Annotated in this window: 24 protein-coding genes; 17 read left to right on the forward strand and 7 right to left on the reverse strand. The window is 73.8% G+C overall.

Annotated elements, in window-relative coordinates; translation table 11 throughout:
* Positions 1 to 181: 181 nt before the first annotated feature.
* Complete coding sequence (locus ACFQPD_RS05510; protein ID WP_068750843.1) at positions 182 to 655, forward strand: NUDIX domain-containing protein; 474 nt, start codon at positions 182 to 184, stop codon at positions 653 to 655.
* 13 nt (positions 656 to 668) lie between these two features.
* On the opposite strand, the gene ACFQPD_RS05515 is transcribed toward ACFQPD_RS05510, so the two are convergent.
* Genes ACFQPD_RS05515 through ACFQPD_RS05530 form a run of 4 tightly spaced genes read right to left on the reverse strand, consistent with a single transcriptional unit; the run spans position 669 to position 3482 of the window.
* Positions 669 to 1082 carry a hypothetical protein gene (locus ACFQPD_RS05515; RefSeq protein WP_385899261.1) on the reverse strand — a complete coding sequence of 138 codons (414 nt, stop codon included), beginning with the start codon at positions 1080 to 1082 and terminating at the stop codon, positions 669 to 671.
* Between the two features lie 23 nt (positions 1083 to 1105).
* Entirely contained in the window at positions 1106 to 1705 is a 600-nt protein-coding gene (locus ACFQPD_RS05520) for a Maf family protein (protein WP_385899263.1), read from the reverse strand.
* Entirely contained in the window at positions 1702 to 1911 is a 210-nt protein-coding gene (locus ACFQPD_RS05525) for an acyl-CoA carboxylase subunit epsilon (protein WP_068750846.1), read from the reverse strand. The genes ACFQPD_RS05520 and ACFQPD_RS05525 overlap by 4 nt, the downstream gene beginning before the upstream one ends.
* Positions 1908 to 3482 carry an acyl-CoA carboxylase subunit beta gene (locus ACFQPD_RS05530; RefSeq protein WP_385899265.1) on the reverse strand — a complete coding sequence of 525 codons (1575 nt, stop codon included), beginning with the start codon at positions 3480 to 3482 and terminating at the stop codon, positions 1908 to 1910. Before ACFQPD_RS05530 ends, ACFQPD_RS05525 begins: the two co-directional genes overlap by 4 nt.
* A 61-nt stretch (positions 3483 to 3543) precedes the next feature.
* Here ACFQPD_RS05530 and ACFQPD_RS05535 point away from each other — a divergent pair, with 61 nt between their 5' ends.
* The 4 genes from ACFQPD_RS05535 to purE are packed head-to-tail and all read left to right on the forward strand — an operon-like array spanning position 3544 to position 6531.
* Positions 3544 to 4335 (forward strand): biotin--[acetyl-CoA-carboxylase] ligase, encoded by a 792-nt coding sequence (locus ACFQPD_RS05535; protein WP_385899268.1) that lies wholly within the window; start codon positions 3544 to 3546, stop codon positions 4333 to 4335.
* A 25-nt stretch (positions 4336 to 4360) separates the two neighbouring features.
* Entirely contained in the window at positions 4361 to 4858 is a 498-nt protein-coding gene (locus tag ACFQPD_RS05540; RefSeq protein ID WP_068750850.1) for a PH domain-containing protein, read from the forward strand.
* Positions 4859 to 4880: 22 nt separating this feature from the next.
* Positions 4881 to 6041 carry a 5-(carboxyamino)imidazole ribonucleotide synthase gene (locus ACFQPD_RS05545; protein WP_385899271.1) on the forward strand — a complete coding sequence of 387 codons (1161 nt, stop codon included), beginning with the start codon at positions 4881 to 4883 and terminating at the stop codon, positions 6039 to 6041.
* Positions 6034 to 6531 carry a 5-(carboxyamino)imidazole ribonucleotide mutase gene (gene purE, locus ACFQPD_RS05550; protein WP_353082261.1) on the forward strand — a complete coding sequence of 166 codons (498 nt, stop codon included), beginning with the start codon at positions 6034 to 6036 and terminating at the stop codon, positions 6529 to 6531. Before ACFQPD_RS05545 ends, purE begins: the two co-directional genes overlap by 8 nt.
* A 1-nt stretch (position 6532) precedes the next feature.
* Here purE and ACFQPD_RS05555 read toward each other — a convergent pair whose 3' ends face one another.
* On the reverse strand, positions 6533 to 7639 hold the full coding sequence (locus ACFQPD_RS05555; protein WP_385899274.1) for an LCP family protein: 1107 nt from the start codon (positions 7637 to 7639) through the stop codon (positions 6533 to 6535).
* Positions 7640 to 7758: 119 nt separating this feature from the next.
* Here ACFQPD_RS05555 and ACFQPD_RS05560 point away from each other — a divergent pair, with 119 nt between their 5' ends.
* The 4 genes from ACFQPD_RS05560 to ACFQPD_RS05575 are packed head-to-tail and all read left to right on the forward strand — an operon-like array spanning position 7759 to position 12663.
* Positions 7759 to 9243 carry an LCP family protein gene (locus ACFQPD_RS05560; protein ID WP_385899277.1) on the forward strand — a complete coding sequence of 495 codons (1485 nt, stop codon included), beginning with the start codon at positions 7759 to 7761 and terminating at the stop codon, positions 9241 to 9243.
* A 27-nt stretch (positions 9244 to 9270) separates the two neighbouring features.
* Positions 9271 to 10245 carry a glycosyltransferase family 2 protein gene (locus ACFQPD_RS05565; protein ID WP_385899279.1) on the forward strand — a complete coding sequence of 325 codons (975 nt, stop codon included), beginning with the start codon at positions 9271 to 9273 and terminating at the stop codon, positions 10243 to 10245.
* Positions 10246 to 10288: 43 nt separating this feature from the next.
* Positions 10289 to 11629, forward strand: a complete 1341-nt coding sequence (locus ACFQPD_RS05570; protein WP_385899282.1) for a hypothetical protein — start codon at positions 10289 to 10291, stop codon at positions 11627 to 11629.
* The gene (locus tag ACFQPD_RS05575) at positions 11626 to 12663 is read left to right on the forward strand and encodes a hypothetical protein (protein ID WP_385899285.1); all 1038 of its coding nucleotides are present in this window, start codon (positions 11626 to 11628) and stop codon (positions 12661 to 12663) included. The genes ACFQPD_RS05570 and ACFQPD_RS05575 overlap by 4 nt, the downstream gene beginning before the upstream one ends.
* 7 nt (positions 12664 to 12670) lie before the next feature.
* Here the strand turns inward: ACFQPD_RS05575 and ACFQPD_RS05580 are convergent, their stop codons facing one another.
* Positions 12671 to 13321, reverse strand: a complete 651-nt coding sequence (locus ACFQPD_RS05580; RefSeq protein WP_385899288.1) for a TIGR03089 family protein — start codon at positions 13319 to 13321, stop codon at positions 12671 to 12673.
* Between the two features lie 39 nt (positions 13322 to 13360).
* On the opposite strand from ACFQPD_RS05580, the gene ACFQPD_RS05585 reads away from it, so the two are divergent.
* The 4 genes from ACFQPD_RS05585 to ACFQPD_RS05600 all read left to right on the forward strand — a co-directional run bounded on the left by ACFQPD_RS05585 (position 13361) and on the right by ACFQPD_RS05600 (position 19044).
* On the forward strand, positions 13361 to 14440 hold the full coding sequence (locus ACFQPD_RS05585; protein WP_385899291.1) for a mannose-1-phosphate guanylyltransferase: 1080 nt from the start codon (positions 13361 to 13363) through the stop codon (positions 14438 to 14440).
* Positions 14441 to 14522: 82 nt separating this feature from the next.
* A complete protein-coding gene (locus tag ACFQPD_RS05590) occupies positions 14523 to 14786 on the forward strand; it encodes a WhiB family transcriptional regulator (protein WP_068750864.1) in 264 nt (87 codons plus the stop codon).
* 50 nt (positions 14787 to 14836) lie between these two features.
* On the forward strand, positions 14837 to 17791 hold the full coding sequence (locus tag ACFQPD_RS05595; RefSeq protein ID WP_385899294.1) for a glycosyltransferase: 2955 nt from the start codon (positions 14837 to 14839) through the stop codon (positions 17789 to 17791).
* Entirely contained in the window at positions 17788 to 19044 is a 1257-nt protein-coding gene (locus ACFQPD_RS05600; RefSeq protein WP_385899297.1) for a DUF5719 family protein, read from the forward strand. Before ACFQPD_RS05595 ends, ACFQPD_RS05600 begins: the two co-directional genes overlap by 4 nt.
* On the opposite strand, the gene ACFQPD_RS05605 is transcribed toward ACFQPD_RS05600, so the two are convergent.
* Positions 19045 to 19479, reverse strand: a complete 435-nt coding sequence (locus ACFQPD_RS05605; protein WP_068750869.1) for a metallopeptidase family protein — start codon at positions 19477 to 19479, stop codon at positions 19045 to 19047. It lies immediately after the preceding gene.
* Between the two features lie 37 nt (positions 19480 to 19516).
* Here ACFQPD_RS05605 and ACFQPD_RS05610 point away from each other — a divergent pair, with 37 nt between their 5' ends.
* Genes ACFQPD_RS05610 through ACFQPD_RS05625 form a run of 4 tightly spaced genes read left to right on the forward strand, consistent with a single transcriptional unit; the run spans position 19517 to position 22507 of the window.
* On the forward strand, positions 19517 to 19891 hold the full coding sequence (locus tag ACFQPD_RS05610) for a DUF3499 domain-containing protein (protein ID WP_385899301.1): 375 nt from the start codon (positions 19517 to 19519) through the stop codon (positions 19889 to 19891).
* Between the two features lie 33 nt (positions 19892 to 19924).
* Positions 19925 to 21274: a phosphomannomutase/phosphoglucomutase gene (manB, locus tag ACFQPD_RS05615; RefSeq protein ID WP_385899303.1), complete on the forward strand. Its 1350-nt coding sequence runs from the start codon at positions 19925 to 19927 to the stop codon at positions 21272 to 21274.
* 28 nt (positions 21275 to 21302) lie between these two features.
* On the forward strand, positions 21303 to 21494 hold the full coding sequence (locus tag ACFQPD_RS05620; protein ID WP_068750873.1) for a Trm112 family protein: 192 nt from the start codon (positions 21303 to 21305) through the stop codon (positions 21492 to 21494).
* A gap of 5 nt (positions 21495 to 21499) precedes the next feature.
* On the forward strand, positions 21500 to 22507 hold the full coding sequence (locus ACFQPD_RS05625) for a hypothetical protein (protein WP_068750875.1): 1008 nt from the start codon (positions 21500 to 21502) through the stop codon (positions 22505 to 22507).
* Positions 22508 to 22512 lie beyond the last annotated feature (5 nt).

Below are 22512 nucleotides of genomic sequence, written 5' to 3' on the forward strand. Positions count from 1 at the left end.
GAGCAAGCCAGCCTGATCCGCCGCTACATCATCTGGCGCAACTCCCACGCCACCGACCCACGACTCCGCAAAGTCCTCAAACGAGCCGCAATCATCAAGAGGGCCAAGGTTGCCTGACGCGGTACTAGCCAGCAGTCGGGTCTCGCTGGCGCGCCCGTCCACCGGCTGTGAGACTGGACCCATGCCGACTCCCGACTTCATCACCGAGCTGCGCCGACACATCGGGCACGCCCCGCTGTGGCTCATGGGGGCCAACGCGCTCATCGTCCGTGGCGGCGAGGTGCTGCTGGTGCGGCGCTCCGACACGGGGGAGTGGGCGCCGGTCAGCGGGATCGTGGATCCGGGGGAGCACCCTGCGACGACGGCGCGGCGGGAGGCCCTGGAGGAGGCGGGCGTCACCATCGAGATCGAGCGCCTGGTGTGGCTCGTCGTCACCGATCCGGTCACCTACCCCAACGGCGACCACTGTCAGTACGTCGACCACGGGTTCCGGGCCCGCTGGGTGGCGGGTGAGCCGCGCGTCGGTGACGAGGAGTCCACCGACGTCGCGTGGTTCCCCGCCGACCGGCTCCCCGAGCCGCGGCACAGGCACCTCGACGCCATGGTGCGGCTGGCACTGAGTGAGCCCGGCGACGTGGCGCTGACGTTCGGGTGAGCCGCCCGCGTCGCTAGTCTGCGCGGTCCGTGCGCAGGCTCAGCGCAGCGAGGCCGTCGGTGACCGTGAAGGCCCCGTCGTGCGTGGCCGACTCGAACAGCAGCGACCCGCCGCCGTCGGCGGTGATCGTGAATCCCATGGCGTCGAGGTGCCGCCGGAGGTAGTCCGCGACCTCGGCGCCGGACGGCTGCGTCAGCACGACGGTGACGTTGTTTCCCGCGTTGATCGCCTCGTCGATGACGACGGTGCGTGGCAGGGAGAAGCCCGCGGGGGCGTGGGTGAAGCCGAGGTCGGTGAGCAGCACGCCGTCGGCCGGGGCCGTCGCGGCGGCGGCGGGGGCCGGGTTGGGGCCGGGGGTCGACGCCGGAGCCGCGGCACACCCGGTCACGGCCAGCAGCGCGGCGAGACCCAGGAACATCCGTGACACGCCGCCACTCTAGCCGGGGGCTGTCAACGCCAGAGCGACTGCCAGGGCACGCCCGCGTCGATCACCATCTGCCGGAACAGCGGCAGGGACACGCCGACGACGTTGTAGGGGTCGCCCTCCACCGACGTGACATACGCCCCGCCGCGGCCGTCGATCGTGAAGCCCCCGGCCACCTTCTGCGGCTCCCCGGTGGCCGCGTAGGCCGCGATCTCCTCGTCGGAGAGGTCGGCGAACCGGACGACGGTCGAGCCCACCCGTGTCGACCGGAACACCTGGGCGCCGCGCCGCACGACGACGAAATGCCCGGTGTGCAGTAGCCCCTCCCTGCCACGCATCCGCCGCCACCGCTCGGCGGCGGCCTGCTCCGAGCCCGGCTTCCCATGGGCGCGGCCCTCGAACTCCAGCACCGAGTCGCAGGCCAGGAGCAGCAGGTCCCCCTCGGTCTGGGGGAGCACGGCAGACCCCTTGGCCTCGGCCAGTCGCCCCGCGAGCCGCGGCGGCACCGGATCCGCGACGCTGCGCTCGTCGAACCCCGACACCAGCACCTCCGGGTCGAGCCCGGCGCGCCGCAGCACGGCGAGGCGCGCCGGCGACTTGGACGCGAGGATGAAGCGCATCGTCACAGGCGGTGGTAGGTGCGCCACGCGTCCCGCCCGCTCATCAGCGGCGTGCGGACCGTCCGGTAGTACGAAGTCCAGCCTCCGGCGATCGGCCGGTCGTCCGCCGAGCGCAGCCGGTCCGGCCGCGACGACGCCTGGAGCACCGCCATGAGCGCGCCCAACTCCTCCTCCGTCAGCTGCGGGCCGTTCAGTGAGATGGGCTCGGTCATAGCGGGATGTTCCCGTGCTTCTTCGGCGGGAGCGTCTCACGCTTGGTGCGCAGCAGCCGCAGCGCCCGGATGACCTGCGCCCGCGTCTCGTGCGGGTAGATCACCTGGTCGATGTAGCCCCGGTCGGCCGCGACGTACGGGTTGGTGAGCTCGTCGTCGTACTCCTGGATCAGCCGCGCCCGCTCCGCCTCGGGGTCCTCCGCGGCGGCCAGCTGCTTGCGGTAGAGGATGTTGACGGCGCCCTGGGCGCCCATCACCGCGATCTGCGCCGTGGGCCACGCCAGGTTGATGTCGGCGCCCAGGTGCTTGGAGCCCATGACGACGTAGGCGCCGCCGTAGGCCTTGCGGGTGATGACCGTCAGCAGCGGCACGGTGGCCTCGGCGTAGGCGTAGATGAGCTTCGCGCCGCGCCGGATGATGCCCTGATGCTCCTGGCCCACGCCGGGCAGGAACCCGGGAACGTCGACGAACGTGAGGACGGGGATGTTGAACGCGTCGCAGGTCCGCACGAAGCGCGCCGCCTTCTCCGCCGAGTCGATGTCGAGGCAGCCCGCGAACACCGTCGGCTGGTTGGCGACGATGCCGATCGAGCGGCCCTCGATCCGGCCGAAGCCGACGATGATGGACCCCGCGAACAGCTCCATGACCTCGAGGAACTCGTCGTCGTCGAGCACGTTGCGGATCACTTCGCGCATGTCGTAGGGCTGGTTGGCCGAGTCCGGGATGAGCGCGTCCAACTCGCGATCGTGGTCCGTGATCGTGAGGTCGGCCTCGTCGTCGTCGAAGACGGGCGGGTCCTCCAGGTTGTTCTGCGGCAGGTAGCTCAGCAGCTCCCGCACGTACTCGATGGCGTCGTTCTCGTCCGCGGCCAGGTAGTGGGCGTTGCCGGACTTCGTGTTGTGGGTGCGGCCGCCGCCCAGCTCCTCCATCGAGACGTCCTCGCCGGTCACCGTCTTGATGACCTCGGGCCCGGTGATGAACATCTGCGACGTCTTGTCGACCATGACGACGAAGTCGGTCAGGGCCGGCCCGTACACGTGTCCGCCCGCTGCCGCGCCCATGATGAGCGAGATCTGCGGGATGACGCCCGAGGCGCGTGTGTTGCGCTTGAAGATCTCGCCGTAGAGCGCCAGGGAGACCACGCCCTCCTGGATGCGCGCGCCGCCGCCCTCGTTGATGCCGATGAGCGGCACGCCCGTCTTCAGCGCGAAGTCCTGGATCTTGACGATCTTCTCGCCGTACACCTGGCCCAGCGCACCGCCGAAGATGGTGACGTCCTGGCTGAACACGCACACCGGGCGGCCGTGGATGGACCCCGTCCCGGTGATGACGCCGTCGCCGAACGGCCGACGGGCGTCCATCCCGAAGGCGCTGGTCCGGTGGCGGGAGAACTGATCGAACTCGGCGAAACTGCCCTCGTCGAGTAGGGCCATGACCCGTTCGCGGGCGGTCATCTTCCCCTTGGCATGCTGCTTCTCCACGGCTTCGACCGATCCCGCGTGCACAGCTTCATCGATGCGCACTCCGAGATTCGCGATCCGACCGGCAGTGGTGTGGATGTCGATCTCCATGGGGTCACGATATCCAGCCGAGGGCCACACGTCGGCGCTGCCCAGATTCGCGCGCCGTAGGATGGCGGCCGTGACCACACCCGACGCCGGCCGGATCCAGGCGCTGCTCCCCGGCGGTAGCCTGTGGCGCCGCGTCGACGTGGTGTCCACCACCGGCTCCACGAACGCGGACCTCGCGGCCCGGGCCAGGTCGGGGGAGGCGGAGGGCGCGGTGCTGGTCAGCTCCGAGCAGACCGCCGGCCGCGGCCGCCTCGACCGCACCTGGGTCAGTCCGCCCGGCACGTCGATCTCGATGTCGCTGCTGCTCACCCCCCAACCGCCGTTCCCGCAATGGGGGTGGCTGTCGCTGCTCGCGGGCATGGCCGTCGCCTCCGCCGTCTCCTCGCTGGGGGGTCCCGCGGCCGGGGTGGGGCTCAAGTGGCCCAACGACGTGCTCATCCGCGGCCGGAAGGTGTGCGGCATCCTCTCCGAGCGCGTCGAGCACCCCGCCGGCGCCCGCGCCGTCGTCGGCATCGGCATCAACGTGGACCTGGCCGCCGACCAGCTTCCCGTGCCCACGGCGACGTCACTCGCGCTGGAGGGCCTGCCGACGGACCAGAGCCGTATCGTCGCGGCCGTCCTCACCGAGTTCGAGTCGCACTACCGGTCCTGGCAGCGGCGGGGCAGCCTCCGCGCCGAGTACGAGGCGCGCTGCGCCTCGATCGGGGCCCCGCTGACCGTCGTCCTCGACGACAGGCGCGTCTCCGGGACCGGCCGCGGGGTCGACGACGTCGGGCGGCTGCTCGTGACCACCGCGGAGGGCGTCGAGACGTTCGCCGTCGGCGACGTCGTGCACGCGTCCCTCGGCCGCTGACCGGCGGCGTGCCACACTGGGGCGCATGGCGGTGAAACCCGAGGAGCTGGGCCAGGGCGAGCTGGTGGTTGTGTCGCTGCGCACACACGCGAAGGCGCTGATCGTACCGGTCGTCACGCTCATCGCGACGGCGGCGGTGGTGGGCGCCGGGATCGCCGTGCTGCCCGCCACGTGGCAGCCCTGGGGCACCTACGCGCTCGTCGCGGTGGCCCTGATCGCCGTCGTGGCCTGGGTGCTGCTGCCGCTGCTGCGGTGGGCGACCTCCACGTACACGATCACCGACCGCCGGATCATCACGCGCCGCGGCATCCTCACCCGCACCGGCCACGACCTCCCGCTGCGGCGCATCACGAACGTCAACTACGAGCGTTCGCTCACCGACCGCATCCTGGGCTGCGGCACGCTCGTGTTCGAGACCGCCGCGGGTCAGCCGCTGCGGCTGCCGGACGTCCCCGACGTCGAGCGCGTGCACGTCGCGATCACCGAGCTGCTGTTCCGCGACGACGAGGACCGGGGCGAGTGAGCGATACGGATATGCTGCCCCGGTGACTCGACGCTATGCCGTGGCCATCGCCGGGGGCGGGCAGCTCGCCCGCATGATGCACCAGGCCGCCATCCCACTGGGGATCGACGTGCGGCTGCTCGCGGAGGGACCGGATGTGTCGGCCGCCCAGGTCGTCCCCGCCACCACGGTGGCGGACTATCACGACCTCGACGTGCTCACCGCCTTCGTCGCCGGGGCGGACGTCGTCACCTTCGACCACGAACACGTCCCCACGCGGCACCTCGAGCGGCTCGAGGAACTCGTCGCGGTGCGGCCCGGGCCGCAGGCTCTGCGGTTCGCGCAGGACAAGGCCCTCATGCGCGAGCGCATGACCGAACTCGGCGTGGACTGCCCGGTGTACCGCATCTGCGACACGGCCGGCGAGCTCGCGGCCTTCGGCGACGAGCACGGCTGGCCCATCATCGCCAAGACGTCGCGGGGCGGATACGACGGCAAGGGCGTGTGGAAGATCGACGGCCCGGCCGACGCGGGCGTCCCGTTCGAGGGCATGAAACAGGAGTCCGCCGGCGAGCGCGTGCGCATCGTCGCCGAGGAGTTCATCGACTTCGCCCGCGAGCTGTCAGCCATCGTCGTGCGGTCCCCCTCCGGCCAGGTCGTGGCCTACCCGATCAGCGAGACGGTGCAGACCGACGGCATCTGCGTCGAGACCGTCACCCCCGCCCCCGGGCTGGACCCGGCCCGCGCGAGCGCCCTGCAGGCCACCGCCATCCGCGTGGCCTCCGAGCTCGGCGTCGTCGGCGTCCTGGCCGTCGAACTCATGGAGGCCCGCGACGGCCGCATCGTCGTCAACGAGCTGGCGATGCGCCCGCACAACACCGGCCACTGGACCATCGACGGCGCCCGCACCAGCCAGTTCGAGAACCACATCCGCGCCGCCCTCGACCTGCCGCTCGGCTCACCGGAGCTGCGCGACGAGATCGTCGTCATGACCAACGTCCTCGGCGGGGCCGAGGAGGACCTCACCGGCGCGCTGCTGCACGTGTTCGCCCGCGACCGCGAGATCCGGGTCCACCTCTACGGCAAAGAGGTCAAGCCGGGCCGCAAGGTGGGGCACGTCACCGCGCTCGGCACCGACCTCCACGACGTGCGCCGCCGCGCCCACCACGCCGCCCGCTACCTGATGGGAGATCCCGATGCCTGAGCCGCTTGTCTCGATCGTGATGGGGTCGGACTCCGACTGGCCCACCATGTCGGCCGCCGCCGACGCCCTGCGCGAGTTCGACGTCCCGTTCGAGGCCGACGTCGTCTCCGCCCACCGCATGCCCGAGGACATGGTCCGTTTCGGCCGTGAGGCGCACGAGCGCGGCGTGCGCGTCATCATCGCCGGCGCGGGCGGGGCCGCCCACCTGCCCGGCATGCTGGCGGCCCTCACCCCGCTGCCGGTGATCGGCGTGCCGGTGGCGTTGAAGTACCTCGACGGCATGGACTCCCTGCTGTCGATCGTCCAGATGCCCGCCGGCGTCCCCGTCGCGACGGTGGCGATCGGCAACGCCCGCAACGCCGGCCTCCTGGCCGTACGCATCCTCGCGGCTGCCGACGACCGGCTGCGGGGACGCATGGTCGAGTTCCAGGACTCGCTGCGTGACGCCGCGCACGCCAAGGGTGCCGCGGTCCGCGGCGCCGTCGGCTGACTCAGCCCTGGTACTTCTCCAGATCGGTGGTGTCGCCCGCGGCGATGGCCGCGAACACGGCGGCGCTGGCGTCCTCGTCCCACCGCACGACGGAGCCGACCCCGTCGACGGTGTCGGTGCCGGCGACCGGCACTGTCATGCTGATGCCCGCGCCGGTGGTCGCGGCCGCGAAGCCCAGGCCCACCGCCGCCATGTCGACCAGGCCGGTGTCCTCGCCGCGGGACAGGGACTCGGCGGCCGCCATGTTGAGCCGCCAGTAGCGGACCGGGTTGATGAGGCTCGCGGGCGAGATGGCCTCCTTCATGATGGCCGCGATGACCTCGCGCTGCCGCTCGACGCGGCCGAGGTCGCCCTTGGGGTCCGACTTGCGCATGCGGGAATAGGCCAGGGCCGTGGTGCCGTCGACCGTCTGGCAGCCCTGGGAGAGCGTCAGGTCGGCGAACGAGTCGTCGATGTCGAACGTGGGGCACACCTCGATGCCGCCGACGGCGTCGACGACGTGCACGACCCCCTCGAAGCCGACCTCCAGATATCCGTCGATCTTCACGCCCGTGTTCTCCTCGACGGTGGCCACCAGCAGCTCCGGCCCGCCGAACGCGTAGGCGGCGTTGATCTTGTTGCTGCTGCGGCCGGGGATGGTCACCAGCGAGTCCCGGGGGAGGGACATGAGGACGGGCTTCGAGCCGAGCGGGACGTGCAGCAACATCATGGTGTCCGCGCGGCCCGAGTCGTCCTCGCGCGCGTCGGAACCCACGAGCAGGATCGTCGTGCCGGGCTGGTCCGCGGGGCGGTCGCCGTCCGGCGACGCGTCGGTGGAGGTGGTGACCGTCCAGGCGTACGCGGGAGTCCCGATGAGGAACGCCAGCCACAGGACCAGGAGTGTCAGGAGCGTCCGCAGGACCGGGCGACGGCGACGCGGACGGCGTGGCCGACGACCGGCGGGCGGCGCGACGGGCGGCTCGCCGGGGGTGGCCGGGTACGCGGTGCGGGCGCCGGGGGGCGGATAGGCGCCGTCGCGCATCTCCGCGGCCGGCATCACTTCCGTGCGCTCGGGCCGGTCCGGGGACTCCGCCCGGTACAGCCATTCCATGTCGTCGTTCTTCGCCACCCGGGCCTCCTGTTCCGGCCACAGGATACCCAGGCGGTCCGACCTCCCCCCGCGTGGCGGATTTGTCGGCGGGGGGTCCCCGGGTGAGACTGGGGCGAGCCACCGATGAGGAGCCCCCCTTGACGCCACCACGACCGACCGCGGCGCAGCGCATCCACACCCGTCGGGCGTTGGGCTATGTGCTGATGTCGGCCCTGCTCCCGGGTTCCGTGCAGCTGTTCGCGGGCAACCGCGCGGTCGGCCGACTCGCGACCCGCGTGTACGGGGCGGCCGCGCTGGTCGGCGTGATCGTCGCGTTCGGCCTCCTGGTGCTGCGTGGCCCGACGCTGGGACTGCTCCTGCAGCCGTGGCTCACCGGTGCGCTCCGGGTGGTCCTGTGGACGCTGTTCGTGGCCTGGGTGCTCCTCCTGATCGACGCGTGGCGCCTGGCGCACCCGCTGCGGCTGGAGCGCCGCCGGCGGCTGGCGCTCACCGCGCTGGCGCTCGGCACGATCCTCGCCGTCGCCGGGGTGACGACCACCGCCACTGAGGCCCTCGTGGCCGCGCGCAACGTCGGTCAGCTGTTCGGCGGGGGCGGCGAGACCGACCTCAAGGAGGGCCGCTACAACATCCTCCTCCTGGGGGCCGACTCCGCGGAGTCGCGCGAGGGCCTGCGCCCGGACTCCATCAACGTGGCGTCCATCGACGCCGAGACGGGCCGCGCCGTCCTCTTCGGGCTGCCGCGCAACCTCCAACGGGTGCCGTTCCCCGAGTCCTCCCCGCTGCACCCGCGCTACCCCGACGGGTACGTGTGCGACGGCGGCGAGTGCATGCTCAACGGCATCTGGACCCTCGGGGAGGAGAACGCCGACCTCTATCCCGGGCGCGACGCCGGCCTCGAGGCCACGAAGGAGGCCGTGGAGGAGACCCTCGGGCTCGAGCTCAACTACTACGCGCTGATCGACATGCACGGCTTCCAGTCGCTCATCGACGCCATGGGCGGCATCCGCCTCGACATCGGCCGGCGCATCCCGATCGGCGGCGCCAACGGCGCCGAGGTCACCAAGTGGATCGAGCCCGGCGAGAACGTGCTGCTCGACGGCTACCACGCCCTGTGGTTCGCGCGGTCCCGCTCCGACTCCAGCGACTACGAGCGGATGCTGCGGCAGAAGTGCGTCATGTCCGCCATGGTGCACCAGCTGGACCCCCTGACGGTGGCCACCAAGTTCGTGGCGCTGAGCGAGGCGGGCAAGGACCTGCTGCGCACCGACATCGGGACCGGGGCCATCAACGACTTGGCCGAACTGGCCCTCCGCGTGCGGGACCAGGGCATGACGGCGGTCAATTTTGTCCCGCCCATGATCGTCTCCGCGGAACCGGACTTCGAGCTCATCCGCGCCACGGTCGACAAGCACCTGTCCGGGGAGCCCACCGTCGAGCCGAGCCCGGCGCGCTCGTCGGCGGCGGCCTCGCCCACGGCCACCCCGAAGAAGACCGCCGACAAGCCCGAGGAGTCGACGTCGGCGGCGCCCAAGTCGTCGCGGTCGTCGGCGCCCGCGCCCAAGCCGTCGGCCGAGGCCAGCACCGAGACCACGGATCTGGCAGCCGTCTGCGCGGTCAGCTAGGTTGGGCCCCTGGGGAAGGAGGGTCACGTGCAGCCGGTGAGCGTCGTGATGCCGATCCGCAACGAGGAGAAACACCTCCGCGCGGCGGTCGCCCGCGTCCGCGAGCAGCACTACCCGGGGGACCTCGAACTGCTGCTCTGCGTCGCCCCCAGCGAGGACCAGACACACCGGATCGCCCAGGAACTCGCCGCCGAGGACCCGCGCGTCGTGGTGCTGGACAATCCCACGGGCTACACGCCGGCCGGACTCAACATCGGCATCCGCCGCGCACGCCACGACGTCATCGTGCGCGTCGACGGCCACGGCGAGCTGAGCCGCGACTACATCGCCACCGCGGTGCGCCTGCTCGAAGACACGGGGGCCGCCAACGTCGGCGGGCTCATGGACGCTCAGGGAACCAGCCCGCTGTCCGAGGCCATCGCCGCCGCGTACAACTCCCGCCTCGGGCTCGGCGGTGGCGGCTTCCACCTGGCCGACACGCCGCCCGGCCCTGCCGACACGGTGTTCCTGGGCGTGTTCCGTAAGGCCGTTCTCCTGGAGGTGGGCGGCTTCGACGAGAGCCTGCACCGTGCGCAGGACTGGGAGCTCAACTACCGGCTGCGCCGCGCCGGCCACCTCGTCTACTTCCACCCGGACCTCAGGGTCGTCTATCACCCGCGCGACAGCTACCGGGCCCTGGCGCAGCAGTTCTTCACCACCGGCCAGTGGCGGCGCGAGGTGGCGCGGCGCCATCCGGACACGCTCTCGCCGCGCTACCTGGCTCCTCCGTCGGCCGTCGTGGGCATCGGCGGCGGACTCCTCGTCGGGGTGGTGGGTCTGGCGAGCCGCAACCGGGCACTGTCGCTGTTCCTCGCCGCGCCGCTGAGTTATGCGCTCTTCCTGCTCGTCGCCATGTGGGTGATGCGCGGGGTGTCGCCGGCGGCCCGGCTCCGGCTGCCGCTGGTGCTGGTGATCATGCACGTCATGTGGGGGGCCGGCTTCCTCCGCGGTCGCCCTGACTGACCGGCGGGTGACCGGCCTCCCGCGGGCATGGAAAGATGGGGGCATGCACCCCGCCGAGTCCGCCAGCGAGCTGCTGCTCCAGGCCCAGCTCCTCGCGGACCGGGTCCGCGCGGAGGCCGAGGCCGACGCAGCCGCCGTGCGCGCCGAGGTGGCGGGGCTGGCCCGTGAGCGCGACGAGATCCGTGCCGAGGCGGACTTCGCCCGACACCGCCTCGACGAGGCGCGCGCGGACGCCGCGCACCGGTTGCAGGCCGCCGCCGAGCAGGCGGGGACCATCATCGAGGGCGCCGAGCGCACCGCCGACGAGCTGGTGGCCGGGGCGCGGTCGGAGGCCGAGGATCTGGTCGCGGCCGCCACCGCGGAGGCCGAGCGGATCCGCGCGGCGGCCACCGCCGAGGCCGAGGCCGGCGCCCGCAGCTTCGCGGTTTGGCGCGCCGAGCAGGAGGCCGAGGCGGACGCCGCCCGCGCCGCCGCCGCCAGCGGGATCGCCGACGAACGGGCCGAGTGGGACGCCGAGCTGACCAGGCTCCGGACCGAGGCCGCCGCGGATGCGGAACGCCGCGTGTCCGAGGCCGAGGCCCGGGCCCGGGAGACCCTTGAGGCGGCCCGCCGGCACGCGGAGGACCTGGGTCGCGAGGCCGAGGAGGCGCTCGCCGCCGCGGCCACCCGGGCCGCCGCCGTCGTCGCACACGCCGAGGAGGAGGCGCGCGGCCGTCTCGCCGACGCCGACGCCCAGCTGGCCTGGGCCCGCGACACCGTGGCGGGGCTGCTCGCCGGGGCGCGCGCCGACGCCGCCCGCACCACACGCCTCACGCACCTCGATGTGGCGGCCAGGGCCCGCGCCGCCCGTGCGCGGATCGCCGCCATGCTGGGCCGGAGCGTCGACGTGGCCAGGAGCCGCCTGCGCGCCGCCCAGCTGGAGGCCGACGACGTGCGCGCCCGCGCCGACGCGGAACTCGCCGCCGCCGCCGACCACGCGGCCCGCACCAGGGCCGACGCCGAGGAACGCGCCCGCGAGATCGAGACGCGCGCGGCGCGCGAGGCCGACGCCGTCGTGCGGCGGGCCACCGAGCGCATCGCCGACGCCGAGGCCGACGCGGCGGTGGTGCGGGAGCGGATCAGCGCGGACCTCGAGCGCTCGCAGCGCGCCTCCTTCGAGAGGACCCGCGCCACCCGCGAGGAGGCCACCAGACTGCTGGCCGAGGCGCGCGTCGAGGCCGAGACGGTCCGCACTCAGGCCCGAGAGATGCTCGACTCGGCCCGCGCCGAGGTCGCCCGGCTCACGAGTCGCCGTGACGCCATCACCCAGCAGCTCAACTCACTCTCCGGAGTGATCGAGGCGCTGGCCGTCCCCGAAACCCCCACCCAGAACGAGGAAGCATGACCACACCCAGTTTCCGTACCGTGCTGCGCGGCTACGAGCCCACGCAGGTCGACGCCGAGATCTCCACGCTGCAGCAGGCCCTGGACTCGGCTCGCGCCGAGCTCGGCGAGCTGAGCGTCCAGCTCAAGGAATTGCAGCAGCGCCAGGCCGACGTGGAGCAGCGCGCCGCCGCCGCGACCGCCCGGGCCGAGGAGGCCGGACGCGCCACGCAGCTGGCGTCGCGGCCCACGTACGCGGACCTGGGCGAACGCGTCGGGCAGATCCTCACCCTCGCCGAGGAGGAGGCCGTCGACATCCGTCGCCGCGCCACCGAGGAGGCGCGCTCGATGCTCGACGACGCCGCCCGCCAGGCGCAGGCCAAGGCCGCGGACGCCGACCGCTACGCCATCGACACCAGGTCCTCGGCCGACGCCGACGCCGAGGCCCGCCTCACCGGCGCCCAGCGCCGCGCCGACGAGATCCTGGACCAGGCGGACCGGGAGGCGTCAGCCCGCCGCGAGGAGGCCGAAGCCCTCTACGAGGCCCAGCAGGCCCGCGCCGCACAGGCCGCCGCGGACTTCGAGCGCACCCTCGCGGACCGCAGGGACGCGGCCGCCGCGGACTTCGAGACCGCGATGGGTCAGCGCGACGCCCAGCTGCGCGCCGCGGAGGAACAGCTCCGCTCGGCGGAGGCCGAGGCGCAGCGGATCGTCTCCGACGCCACCTCCCACGCCGAGGCCGTGCGCTCGGCGGCGCAGCGGGAGGCCGACGAGCTGGTGGGCGAGGCCCGCAGCCGGGCCGAGCGCATCCGCCGCGACTCCGACCGCGAGCTGGCCGCCCTCACCCAGCGCCGCGACTCGATCACGGCCCAGCTGGCCAACGTCCGCCAGATGCTGGCCACGCTCGGGGGAGGGGCCGCGGCCGCCGTCGTCGACGTGCCGGAGGTGGCCGTACCGGCGCCGGACGAGCAGCCCGAGCCGGCGGACGAGCCCGCGCCCGCGGCCGAGACCGACGCCGCGGACGAGGAGCTGCCGCAGGAGGACGGGACCGACTGACCCGGGGTCAGAGCCGGCGCGCGCGTTCCTCGGCGGCGATCGAGGTGGCGCGCTCCGGCGCGACGCCGATGGCGATGACCGTCGAGCCGGCCCCCGCGACGGGCGCCAGCAGTCCGGCACTCAACGCCTGGGCGGCATCGGGATCCACGAGCAGCACGCGGTCGTCGCGCGCGGGGACCGGCGCGACCGGGGAGCCGGCCCACAGCGTCGACTCCCCGAGCGGCGATGGGTCGTGCACGTCGGGCTGGGCGAACACCTCCCGGTAGTCGACGGCCCCCTCGGGCGGCTGCGGGAAACCCAGCCCCAGGGGATGCAGGGAGCAGGCCACCGTCGTGGCCGTGCGGCGCTCGTCGCCCGGCCCCACCACCAGCAGGTCGGCCCCCGTCACCCCTGGCTCGACGGGGCACCCGCGCTGCCAGGCCGCGGCCGTCCACACGAGAGTGACCCAGTGCGCGGGATGCGTCGCGGCGATCGCGAGGTCGATCGGCTCCCCGTCGTCATGGCCCAGGTCGGCGATGAGATTGGCCGTCTTGTCCACCCAGTTGGCGAACGTGACCGCGGACAGTTCGACCCGGGAGCCGTCGGCACCGTCGTAGAACGTGATGAGGGGCGGGGCGCCAAGGCGCGCCACGCGCCGTCGCAAGGCATCGATCAGCATGTCTGCGATCCTAGGCCCGCGATTCGCTAGCCTCCTCGCATGCGTTATGTCGTCATCATGGCCGGCGGGTCGGGCACGAGGCTGTGGCCGCTGTCCCGCCAGGGCCGTCCCAAGCAGCTGCTGGAACTCTTCGACGGCCGCTCCCTCCTGCGGCTCGCGTACGAGCGCCTGGTCGGGCTCGTCGAGCCGGACCACATCCTCGTCTGCACGGGCCGCGCCTACGCCGACGACGTGGCCCGCCAGCTGCCCGAGCTGCCGCACGGCAACATCCTGGGCGAGCCCGAGGGCCGCGACTCCCTCAACGCCGTGGCGTGGTCCGCCGCCGAGGTGGCACACCGGGACGCCGACGGCGTCGTCGCCATGGTGACCGCGGACCAGGTGATCTCGCCGGTGGAGGAGTTCCAGCGGAGCCTGCGGGTCGCCTTCGAGGTCGCGGAGAGCCGGCCGACGGCCCTGGTCACGCTCGGGGTGGTGCCCACATCGCCGCACACCGGATACGGCTATCTGCACCGCGCGGAGGAGGTGCCCGGCTTCCCGGGGGTGCACCGGGTGGCTCAGTTCAAGGAGAAGCCGTCGCGGGAGGTGGCCGAGGCCTACCTGGCGACGGGGGAGTACTGGTGGAACGCCGGCATGTTCGTGTGGCGGGCCGCGACGCTGCTGGGTCAGCTCGACCAGCTGCTGCCCCACACCGCCGAGACGGTGCGCACGATCGTGGCGCAGCCGGAGCGCCTGGACGAGCTGTTCCCGACGCTGACCAGGATCTCCGTCGACTACGCCGTGATGGAGCCCGCGTCGGCGGGCCGCACCGACGGCGAGGTGGTGAGTGTCCCGCTCGCGATCGACTGGCGCGACGTCGGCGGCTTCGTGTCCCTGGCGGAGCTCCTGCCGCACGACGCGCACGGCAACGCCGTCGAGGGGCGTGCGGTGTCGCTCGACTCGGCGGGGTGCGTCGTCATCAACACCGCCGGTGACGAGCACGTCGTCGCCACCATCGGGCTCGAGGACCACCTCGTCGTCGCCACCCCGACCGCGACACTGGTCGCGCACCTCGGCGACGCGGAGCGCGTCAAGGAGCTCGTGGCGCTCGTGCGGGAGGTCGCCGGGCCCCGATTCGCGTGATCTGTCGCGATGGATTAACGTTCGGCGCTTGACCGATCAAAATCACTCGTGTGTAATTTCAACCAGCGAAGGGAGGCAAGGCATGGACGACGTCGTCACGCTCTTCCTCGATGACATCGACGATGGCGCGTTCGCGTGGCAGGCCGAGGCGCTGTGCGCCCAGACGGATCCCGAGGCCTTCTTCCCCGAGAAGGGCGGGTCCACGCGGGAGGCCAAGCGGGTGTGCCTGAACTGCACGGTCCGTGCCGAGTGCCTGGAGTACGCACTCGCCCACGACGAGCGGTTCGGCATCTGGGGCGGGCTCTCCGAGCGCGAGCGCCGCAAGCTCAAGCGCACCGCCGTCTAGGTCCGCGGCGCACTGGTAGCCTCAGAGGCTGACCGAGCGCTGGAGGACTGTTGACCGACGAACCGCTGCACGGCCGCCTGGAGGACCTCTGGTCCTGGATCGAGAACGAGGACCCGGCCGGTGAGACGCCGGCCGTCGACCCCGCCGACGTCGTCGCCGTCATGGTCGTCCACAACGCCGCCGAGTGGCTCCCACGCCAACTGCTCGCGCTGGCGGGGCTCCAGCCCCGGCCCGGCCGGCTGATCGCGGTGGATACCGGGTCCACCGACTCCTCCCCGGAACTGCTCGCTGCCGCCGCCGCGGAGGGGGTCGTCGACGAGGTGCGCACGGTGGACGCCGACGTCGTGTTCGGGGCCGCGGTCGCCGCCGGGCTCGCCGACGCCGAGCCTGAGTGGGTCTGGCTGCTGCACGACGACTCCGCCCCACGCCGCGACACGCTCGCCCACCTGCTCGAGGGGGCCCGCCAGGCGGATCTCGTCGTGCCGAAGCTGCTGCAGCCCAAGCGCCGCAACTACCCCGACACGCTTTCCGAGGCCGGCCAGGCCATCACCGCGGGCGGCATCCGCGTGCCGCTGGTGGAGGAAGGGGACGTCGACCAGCGCCAGACCGAGCCGACGGAGGTCCTCGGCGGCTCCACCGCCGGGATGCTCGTGCGTGGCACGGCGTGGCGCGAGACGGGCGGGCTGGCGCCCGAGGTGCCGCGACACCGCGACGGCGTCGAGTTCGGTTGGCGCGTCAACGCCCTCGGCTACCGCGTGCTGACCTGGCCCGACGCCGCGCTGGTCCACCGGCGGGCCGGCCGCACGGGGGAGCGGCCCACCGGGGGCCACCCCCACCTGGACGACCGCCTCGCCGCCCTGCGCGTCGCCGGGTCCCGCGGCGCGTCGCGCCCCGGCCTGGCGGCGGCGTCGCTGGTGCGGGCCGCCGGCTTCCTGCTCGCCAAGTCGCCGGGCCACGCCCGCGCCGAACTGTCCGCCCTGCGGGCCCACCTCGCCACCCCCGAGACGACGCGGTCCCTGGCGGCGCGCTTCCCGGAGGAGGACCACACCCCCGCCGAACTCCTGCCCAACCGGTTCTGGCCCGTGCGCCACGCGGTCGACCGGCTCGGCTCCGGCCTCGCCGACCGCTTCCGCGACCTGCGCGACTCGGACACCACGATCGACGACCTCACCGGCGACGACTTCGCGGGAGGGCGGGCCGAGCGCCGCGTCCTCTCGCCGGTCACGCTGGTGCTCGTCGTGCTGATCGTCGCCGCGGCGGCTGCCGCCAGGACGCTCCTGGGCCTCGGCGCCGTCTCGGGCGGCGGGCTGCTGCCCGCGCCCGCCTCGCTGGCCGCCGCCTGGCAGGCGTACCTGACCGGTGAGGCACCCTGGCTGGGCGCCGCCGCGGTCGCGTCCCTGGCCGGCCTGGGCAGCCCCGGATGGGCCGCGTTCCTGGCGCTGCTGGCCGCGCCGGTGCTGGCGGCCCTGGCCGCGCTCGCGCTCCTGCGGCGGCTCGGCCTTGAGCCCGCCGCCGCGTCCGGCGGGGCCGCCGCCTGGGCGGCCGCCACCCTCGTCCTGGGTCTCGTCACGGCGGGCGACGTCACCGGCATGGTGCTCGCCGTCGCCGGGCCCCTGCTCGCCCGGTCCCTGCACGCGGTCCACCACAACACGGCCGGAGGCGCCGAGCGGCTGCGGGCACCCGCCGGTGCCGGGTTCTGGCTGCTCGTGGTCACGGTCGTGTGGCCGCTCGCGCTGCCGTTCGCGACGGCCGGGGCCGTCTGGTGGGTGCTGCGGGACCGCAGCCGCCTCGCCGAGGCGCTCACCGCCGTCGGCCCGCCGTGGCTCGCCGTGGCGCCCTGGCTGCCCACGTTGCTGCGGTACCCGGGCCGCTGGCTGACCGGCGTCGACCCGCTGGCCTGGCCGGACTACCCCCCGGCGTCGAGCGCGCTGATCCTCGGCCGGATCCTGCCCTCGGGGCTGCCGCTGTGGCTCAACGTGGTCGTCGTCTCCGCGCTGGCCGTCACCGCCGTCGTCGGGCTCGCCCGGTTGCGCGACCGCGGCTGGCGCCTCGCCGTCGGCGCGATCGGCGCGCCCCTCATCCTGGGGGCCCTGCTATCGCGGGTGGTGGTCACGGTCGACGGTGGCACCGCCAGGCCGCTGCTGTCGCCGTGGGCGCTCCTCGTCGTCGCGGCGCTCCTGGCGCCCCCGCTGCTCGCCGAGGCGAGGCGGCCGGCCCGCCGGCCGCTGGTGCCGGGGCTGCTGCTGGCGCTGGGGATCCTCGCCGCGGGCGTCTGGGCGGTCGTCGGCTTCGCCGGCCCGGTCCGCGACCAGGCCTCCGTCCTGCCGGGCTACGTTCGCGACGTGGTGACCTCCGAGCGCGACACCCGCGCCCTCCTCATCGAGCTCGACGACGGCGAGCAGGTCTCCTGGAACGCCGTCGACTCCCGCCGGCCCCGATGGGGGGCTGCGGAGCGCAACCCGGTCGGCGACTTCGCCCCTGATCTGCAGGCGCTGGTGCAGGCGTTTGCCACCGGAACGGTGCCCGACGACGTCGCCGCCCAGCTCACGTCTCTGGGCGTCTCGCACGTGTGGCTGCGTGGCTTCGGGCCGGAACTGCGGGCGGCCCTCGACAACGCTGCCGGGCTCAGCAGCGCGGCCGCCGACGCGGACACCGTCGTGTGGACCGTGACCGGTCTCGTCTCTCGGGTCACCCTCGTAGACGGCGACACGAGCGGGCCCGTCCTGCGCGGCGAGGTACCCGACGGGGCCGCGGACCGGACGCTCGTCGTCGCCGAGCCGCCCGGCGCGGACTGGGCGGCCACAGTGGACGGCCGTGAGCTGGAGCGGGCGGACGCGGACGGTCGGCTGACGTTCGCCCTCGGTGCGGACGGCGGCGCCCTGGACGTCGGCCCCCGCGAACACACCGGCCGCGCCGTATGGCACGGCGCAGTGCTGGCGCTGATCGCGATCCTGGCGGCGCCGAGTCTGGGCGGCGCCGCGGTGGCACGGAGGGGGCAGGAATGATCCGCAGACTCGCACTCAGCGTCGTCGCGCTGGCCGTGCTCGCCGGCGTGGCGCTCGGCCTGGCGGCCCTCAGCCCCCTGCGCAAGCCGGCGCCGGAGGCAGTCGACCTGCCCCGCACCACCCGCCTCACCTGCGCCGCCGCGGGCCAGGTCCTCGTGGACGCGGCGGGGGAGGTGAGCGTCGCACCGCTCGACGGAGACGGGCAGAGCCTCCAGGCGCCCGGCCAGGTCGCCGCTGAGGGGCCGGTACGGATCGTCGCGACCCAGGAGGTCACCGCCTCCATCCTGGTCGACAGCCCGCAGCGGGCGCTGGCGCCCTGCGCGGCTCCGGTCACCGCAGGCATGGTGCTCGTCGCGGACCCGGCCGCCACGGAGCTGGTCCTGGTCAACAGCGATGCCGGCGAGGCGGCCGTCGACCTGACGCTCCTGGGGCCGGACGGCGAGATCTCCGCCGTCGGGGCCCGCGGGATCGCGATCGCGCCCGGCGTCACACGGCGGGTCGCGCTCTCCGTCCTCGCCCCCACGGGCCCCGTCGGCGTCGTCTTCCGGGCCAGCCAGGGCCGGGTCGCGCTGCTCGCGACAGCCGTCGAAGGACGCCCCGCGCGTTTCGCGGCCCCGGCCACCACCGCGACCGAGCACCTGCTGCCCGTGGCGGCCGCCGGCGCCACCGCCACGGAGCTGCTGGTCAGCAATCCCGGCCAGGAGCGCGTGGACATCGCGCTCGAAGGGCTCGGCCCCGAGGGTCCCTACGTCCCCGCGGTCAGCGACGGCCTGTCCGTGGCGCCCCTCAGCACCGTCCGGATCGCGCTGACGGGGCCGCTGGCCGGCGAAGCGACCGCCATCCGGGTCACCGCCTCATCCCCGGTGGGGGCGGCCCTGCAGACGACGGCCGGGGGCCAGGCGGCCACCGTCGTCGCCGGCGAGCCGGCGGCGGAGCTGCGCGGCGTGGTGCCGGGTGCCGGCGCCCTCCACCTCAGCAACCCCGACCATGCGGGGGCCGTCACCGCGACCGTGACGCTCACCCCGCTGGGCGGCTCGGCCACCTCCGCCGACGTCGAGGTGCCGGTCGGCAGCACCGTCTCGGTCCCACTCCCCGCGGGGGACCCGGTGTCGGTGTCGGTCGCCGCCGATGGGGCCCTGCTGGCGGCGGCCTCGTCCGCGACGCCCGCCGGGACCGTGGTGGCGCCCCTCACCCCGCGCGGTGAGGGGGAGGATGCGGCGGTGCCGGCCGTGCTGGAGCCGGGGCTGCGCTGATCAGTCGTCCTCGTCCCAGTCGTCGCCGCCGAGTTCCTCGATGCTGCGGCCCGTCAGGGTGCTGAGCTGTTCCACGATCGTGCGGTGCACCAGCCGGCGCAGTTCGGCGCGGGACCGCGCCCGGTGCTCCAGCGGGCGCTCGAAGATGACGATCTGGGCGGTCTGTCCGCGTCCGGGCTCGAGGGCTGCCGACAGCGGGACCCGGTCCCCGGACCACGCGACGTTGAGGTGCGGCACCTCCTCGACGCCGACGACCACGCCCGAGAGGGCGTCGGGTGCGACGGCCGCGATGTCGGCCATGGCGGACGTCACGCAGTGGTTGAAGTAGTCCACCCGTGAGGGGCGGCGCAGCGGCACGGGGCGGCCCGTCCACGGGTTGGGGCCGGCCAGCGGACCCCGGATGCCGCGGCCGTGGCGATCTCGTCTGCGTGGCATACGCGTCACCTTAGCCCTCCTCCAGTACCCTCTGTCCGTGCGCAGATGTTCCCGTACCGCGTGCGTCGCCCCCGCCATCGCGACGCTCACCTACGTGTACGCCGACTCCACCGCCGTCCTCGGCCCGCTGGCGCTCGCCGCAGAGCCGGGATCCTACGACCTGTGCTCCGTGCACGCGGGGCGCACGAGCGCGCCCATGGGCTGGGAGATCATCCGGCTGCCCCTCGACGGCAGGGCCCCGGAGCCGCCCCAGGCGTCCGACGACCTCATGGCCCTCGCCGACGCCGTGCGCGCCATCGGGCTGCGCCACGACGAGCCCGCCCCGCCCGCGGCCACCCCGGCCCGGGACGCGGAGCCGCCGGTCCCCGGCGGCCGCGGCGGACACCTGCGCCTGGTGCAGTCGAACGACTGAGCGCCGGCGCCGCCAGGCGATACGCTTGGCCCCGTGCTCGACCCGCAGATCTTCAAGGCCAATGACATCCGAGGCATCGTCGTCGGCGACCACCCCCAGTGGGACGAGGACGGCGCCCGCCGCCTCGGCGCCGCCTTCGTCGACCTGCTGGGTCCCGCGGAGTTCGTGCTCGGCCGCGACATGAGGGTGCTCGGGCGCGAGCTCTCGTGGGCGTTCATCGACGGTGCCCGCCGCGCCGGCGCCTCCGTCGTCGACATCGGGCTCGCCTCCACCGACGGCCTGTGGTTCGCGTCCGGGTGGCTGCGCGTCCCCGGGGTGCAGTTCACCGCCAGCCACAACCCCAGCGACTACAACGGCATCAAATTCTGCCTGGCCGACGCCGCACCGGTCCCCGCGGACTTCATGACTCGCCTGCGGGACCGCGCGGGCACCGTCGAACTGGGCGCCGAGGTGCTCGGGGGCTACCGGGAGCTGGACGCGCTGAAGCCCTACGCCGACCGGCTGGGGGACCTGGTGCCGATGCGCGGGGACCGCGACCTGACCGTGGTGGTCGACGCCGGCAACGGCATGGCGGGGCACACGGCGCTCACCGCACTGGCCGGCCGCGGGCTGGACATCGTCGGCCTCTTCCTGGAACTCGACGGCAGCTTCCCGAACCACCCTGCCAACCCGCTGGAGCCGGAGAACCTCGTCGACGCGCAGCGCGCCGTCCTGGAGCAGGGGGCCGACCTCGGCCTGGTGTTCGACGGCGACGCCGACCGCTGCTTCATCGTCGACGAGCGTGGCGAGGTGGTGGACCCGTCCGTCATCACCGCCATGATCGCGGTCGCGGAGCTGGGCAGGCATCCCGGCTCGACCGTCATCACCAACACCATCACCTCCTGGTGCGTGGGGGAGGCCGTGGCGGCCCATGGGGGCCGCGTCGAGCAGTCGAAGGTCGGCCACACGTACGTCAAGGCGCTGATGGCGCGCACGGGGGCCGTCTTCGGCGGCGAGCACTCGGCGCACTACTACTTCCGGGACTTCTGGTCGGCCGATACCGGCATGCTCGCGGCGCTGCACGTCATCGAGCTCGTGCGCGAGTCCGGCCGGCCGCTGTCGGAGCTGGCCTCGGTGTACGACGGCTACCACCGCTCGGGTGAGCTGAACTCCACCGTCGACGACGCCGGGGAGTGCATGGACCGGGTGGCCGCGGCGTTCGCGGACCGGGGAGATGCGGACCGCGTCGACGGTCTCAGCGTGCGCAACCGGGACGACGGCTGGTGGCTGAATCTGCGCCCGAGCAACACCGAGCCGCTGCTGCGCCTGAACGTCGAGGCCCGCGACGACGCCACCATGCGCGCCCTGCGCGACGAGGTCCTCGCCCTGGTGCGGCGGGGATAGAGTGGATCAGCCCCGAGGAGGAGTCACCATGAGCGACAACACGATGCAGCTCTCGCCCGAGTTCCTGGCGGTCGCGGCCTGCCCCGCCTGCCACGCGAAGTTCGCCGTCGACTACGACAAGCAGGAACTCGTCTGCACCAACCAGTCGTGCGCACTGGCCTATCCCGTCCGGGACGACATCCCGATCCTGCTGATCGACCAGGCCCGCAGCACGCTCTGACGGCCATGTTCTTCGACGACTCCCGGCTGGAGGACCCCTCGCTGGAGCTGCATCAGGGGTTGCGGTGGCTCGCCTCGACGGGGGCGCGGATCCGGCGCGCCGCGCTGACCGAACCCGTGGGGCACCTGGAACGGGCGGACCGCCCGCGGGGCATCCTCGCGCTCGGGGCCGAGTCGCGGCTGGTGCGGGCCGTGCTGGAGGGGGCGTGTCCGGTCCCGTTCATGGCCTGGCCCGGACCCGGGCTGCCCGCCTGGGTGGGGCCGCTCGACCTCACCGTCGTCCTCGGTGACCACGAGACGCCCGAGTGGGTGCTGGAGTGTGCCGCGGAGGCCGCGCGGCGGGGTTCGACGATGATCGTCGCGGCGCCAGAGACGTCCCGCCTGGCGCAGGTCACGGCATCGACGTCGACCACGCTCATCCCGGTGACGGAGCCGGACCCGCTGGCAGCGGCCGTCGCAGTCCTGTCGCTGCTCGGGGACCTGGGGCTCGGCCCCGAGGTGCACACCGGGCACGTCGCGGACGCCGCCGACCTGGTCGCGGAGGCGTGCGCGCCCGTCCGTGACCTGTCCGACAACCCAGGTAAGGAACTCGCGCTGTGCCTGGGCGACACGCTGCCGCTCATCTGGGGCGGCACCGTCCTGGCCGGACGGGCCTCGCGCCGGATCGCCGAGGCCGTGCGCCGGGCGTGCGGCCGCCCCGCCCTCGCCGCCGACGCCTCCGAACTCGACACGCTCCTCGCGGCGGTGCGGCCGCGGGACCCGTTCGCCGACCCTCTCGAGGCGCCCACCGACGTCCAGCCCTGCCTCGTGCTGCTCGACGACGACAAGCTCCCGGATCGCGTCAGCGGCGTCGCCCGGCGCCTGTCGGCCCGCGCCGACGCCGTCGGGGTGCGGGTGGCCCGCATCTCCTCCGGCGACGCCGACCTGGTGTCCAGCGACGTCGAACGCTACGTGACGCTCCTGCAGCGTGGCCTGTACGGTGCTGCCTACCTGGAGATCGGGCTGGCAGACTAGCGGCC

The organism is Tessaracoccus sp. O5.2, from assembly GCF_964266725.1.
Taxonomy (GTDB): Bacteria; Actinomycetota; Actinomycetes; order Propionibacteriales; family Propionibacteriaceae; genus Arachnia; species Arachnia lapidicapta.

Excerpts from the sequence above, each read along its gene's own strand:
- ACFQPD_RS05570 (WP_385899282.1), top strand. The coding sequence starts at position 10,289 with ATGCACCCCGCCGAGTCCGCCAGCGAGCTGCTGCTCCAGGCCCAGCTC.
- ACFQPD_RS05605 (WP_068750869.1), bottom strand. The coding sequence starts at position 19,479 with ATGCCACGCAGACGAGATCGCCACGGCCGCGGCATCCGGGGTCCGCTG.
- purE (WP_353082261.1), top strand. The coding sequence starts at position 6,034 with ATGCCTGAGCCGCTTGTCTCGATCGTGATGGGGTCGGACTCCGACTGG.
- ACFQPD_RS05535 (WP_385899268.1), top strand. The coding sequence starts at position 3,544 with ATGGCGGCCGTGACCACACCCGACGCCGGCCGGATCCAGGCGCTGCTC.
- ACFQPD_RS05590 (WP_068750864.1), top strand. The coding sequence starts at position 14,523 with ATGGACGACGTCGTCACGCTCTTCCTCGATGACATCGACGATGGCGCG.
- ACFQPD_RS05575 (WP_385899285.1), top strand. The coding sequence starts at position 11,626 with ATGACCACACCCAGTTTCCGTACCGTGCTGCGCGGCTACGAGCCCACG.
- ACFQPD_RS05525 (WP_068750846.1), bottom strand. The coding sequence starts at position 1,911 with ATGACCGAGCCCATCTCACTGAACGGCCCGCAGCTGACGGAGGAGGAG.
- ACFQPD_RS05510 (WP_068750843.1), top strand. The coding sequence starts at position 182 with ATGCCGACTCCCGACTTCATCACCGAGCTGCGCCGACACATCGGGCAC.
- ACFQPD_RS05540 (WP_068750850.1), top strand. The coding sequence starts at position 4,361 with ATGGCGGTGAAACCCGAGGAGCTGGGCCAGGGCGAGCTGGTGGTTGTG.
- ACFQPD_RS05625 (WP_068750875.1), top strand. The coding sequence starts at position 21,500 with ATGTTCTTCGACGACTCCCGGCTGGAGGACCCCTCGCTGGAGCTGCAT.
- ACFQPD_RS05620 (WP_068750873.1), top strand. The coding sequence starts at position 21,303 with ATGAGCGACAACACGATGCAGCTCTCGCCCGAGTTCCTGGCGGTCGCG.
- ACFQPD_RS05580 (WP_385899288.1), bottom strand. The coding sequence starts at position 13,321 with ATGCTGATCGATGCCTTGCGACGGCGCGTGGCGCGCCTTGGCGCCCCG.
- ACFQPD_RS05600 (WP_385899297.1), top strand. The coding sequence starts at position 17,788 with ATGATCCGCAGACTCGCACTCAGCGTCGTCGCGCTGGCCGTGCTCGCC.
- ACFQPD_RS05530 (WP_385899265.1), bottom strand. The coding sequence starts at position 3,482 with ATGGAGATCGACATCCACACCACTGCCGGTCGGATCGCGAATCTCGGA.
- ACFQPD_RS05585 (WP_385899291.1), top strand. The coding sequence starts at position 13,361 with ATGCGTTATGTCGTCATCATGGCCGGCGGGTCGGGCACGAGGCTGTGG.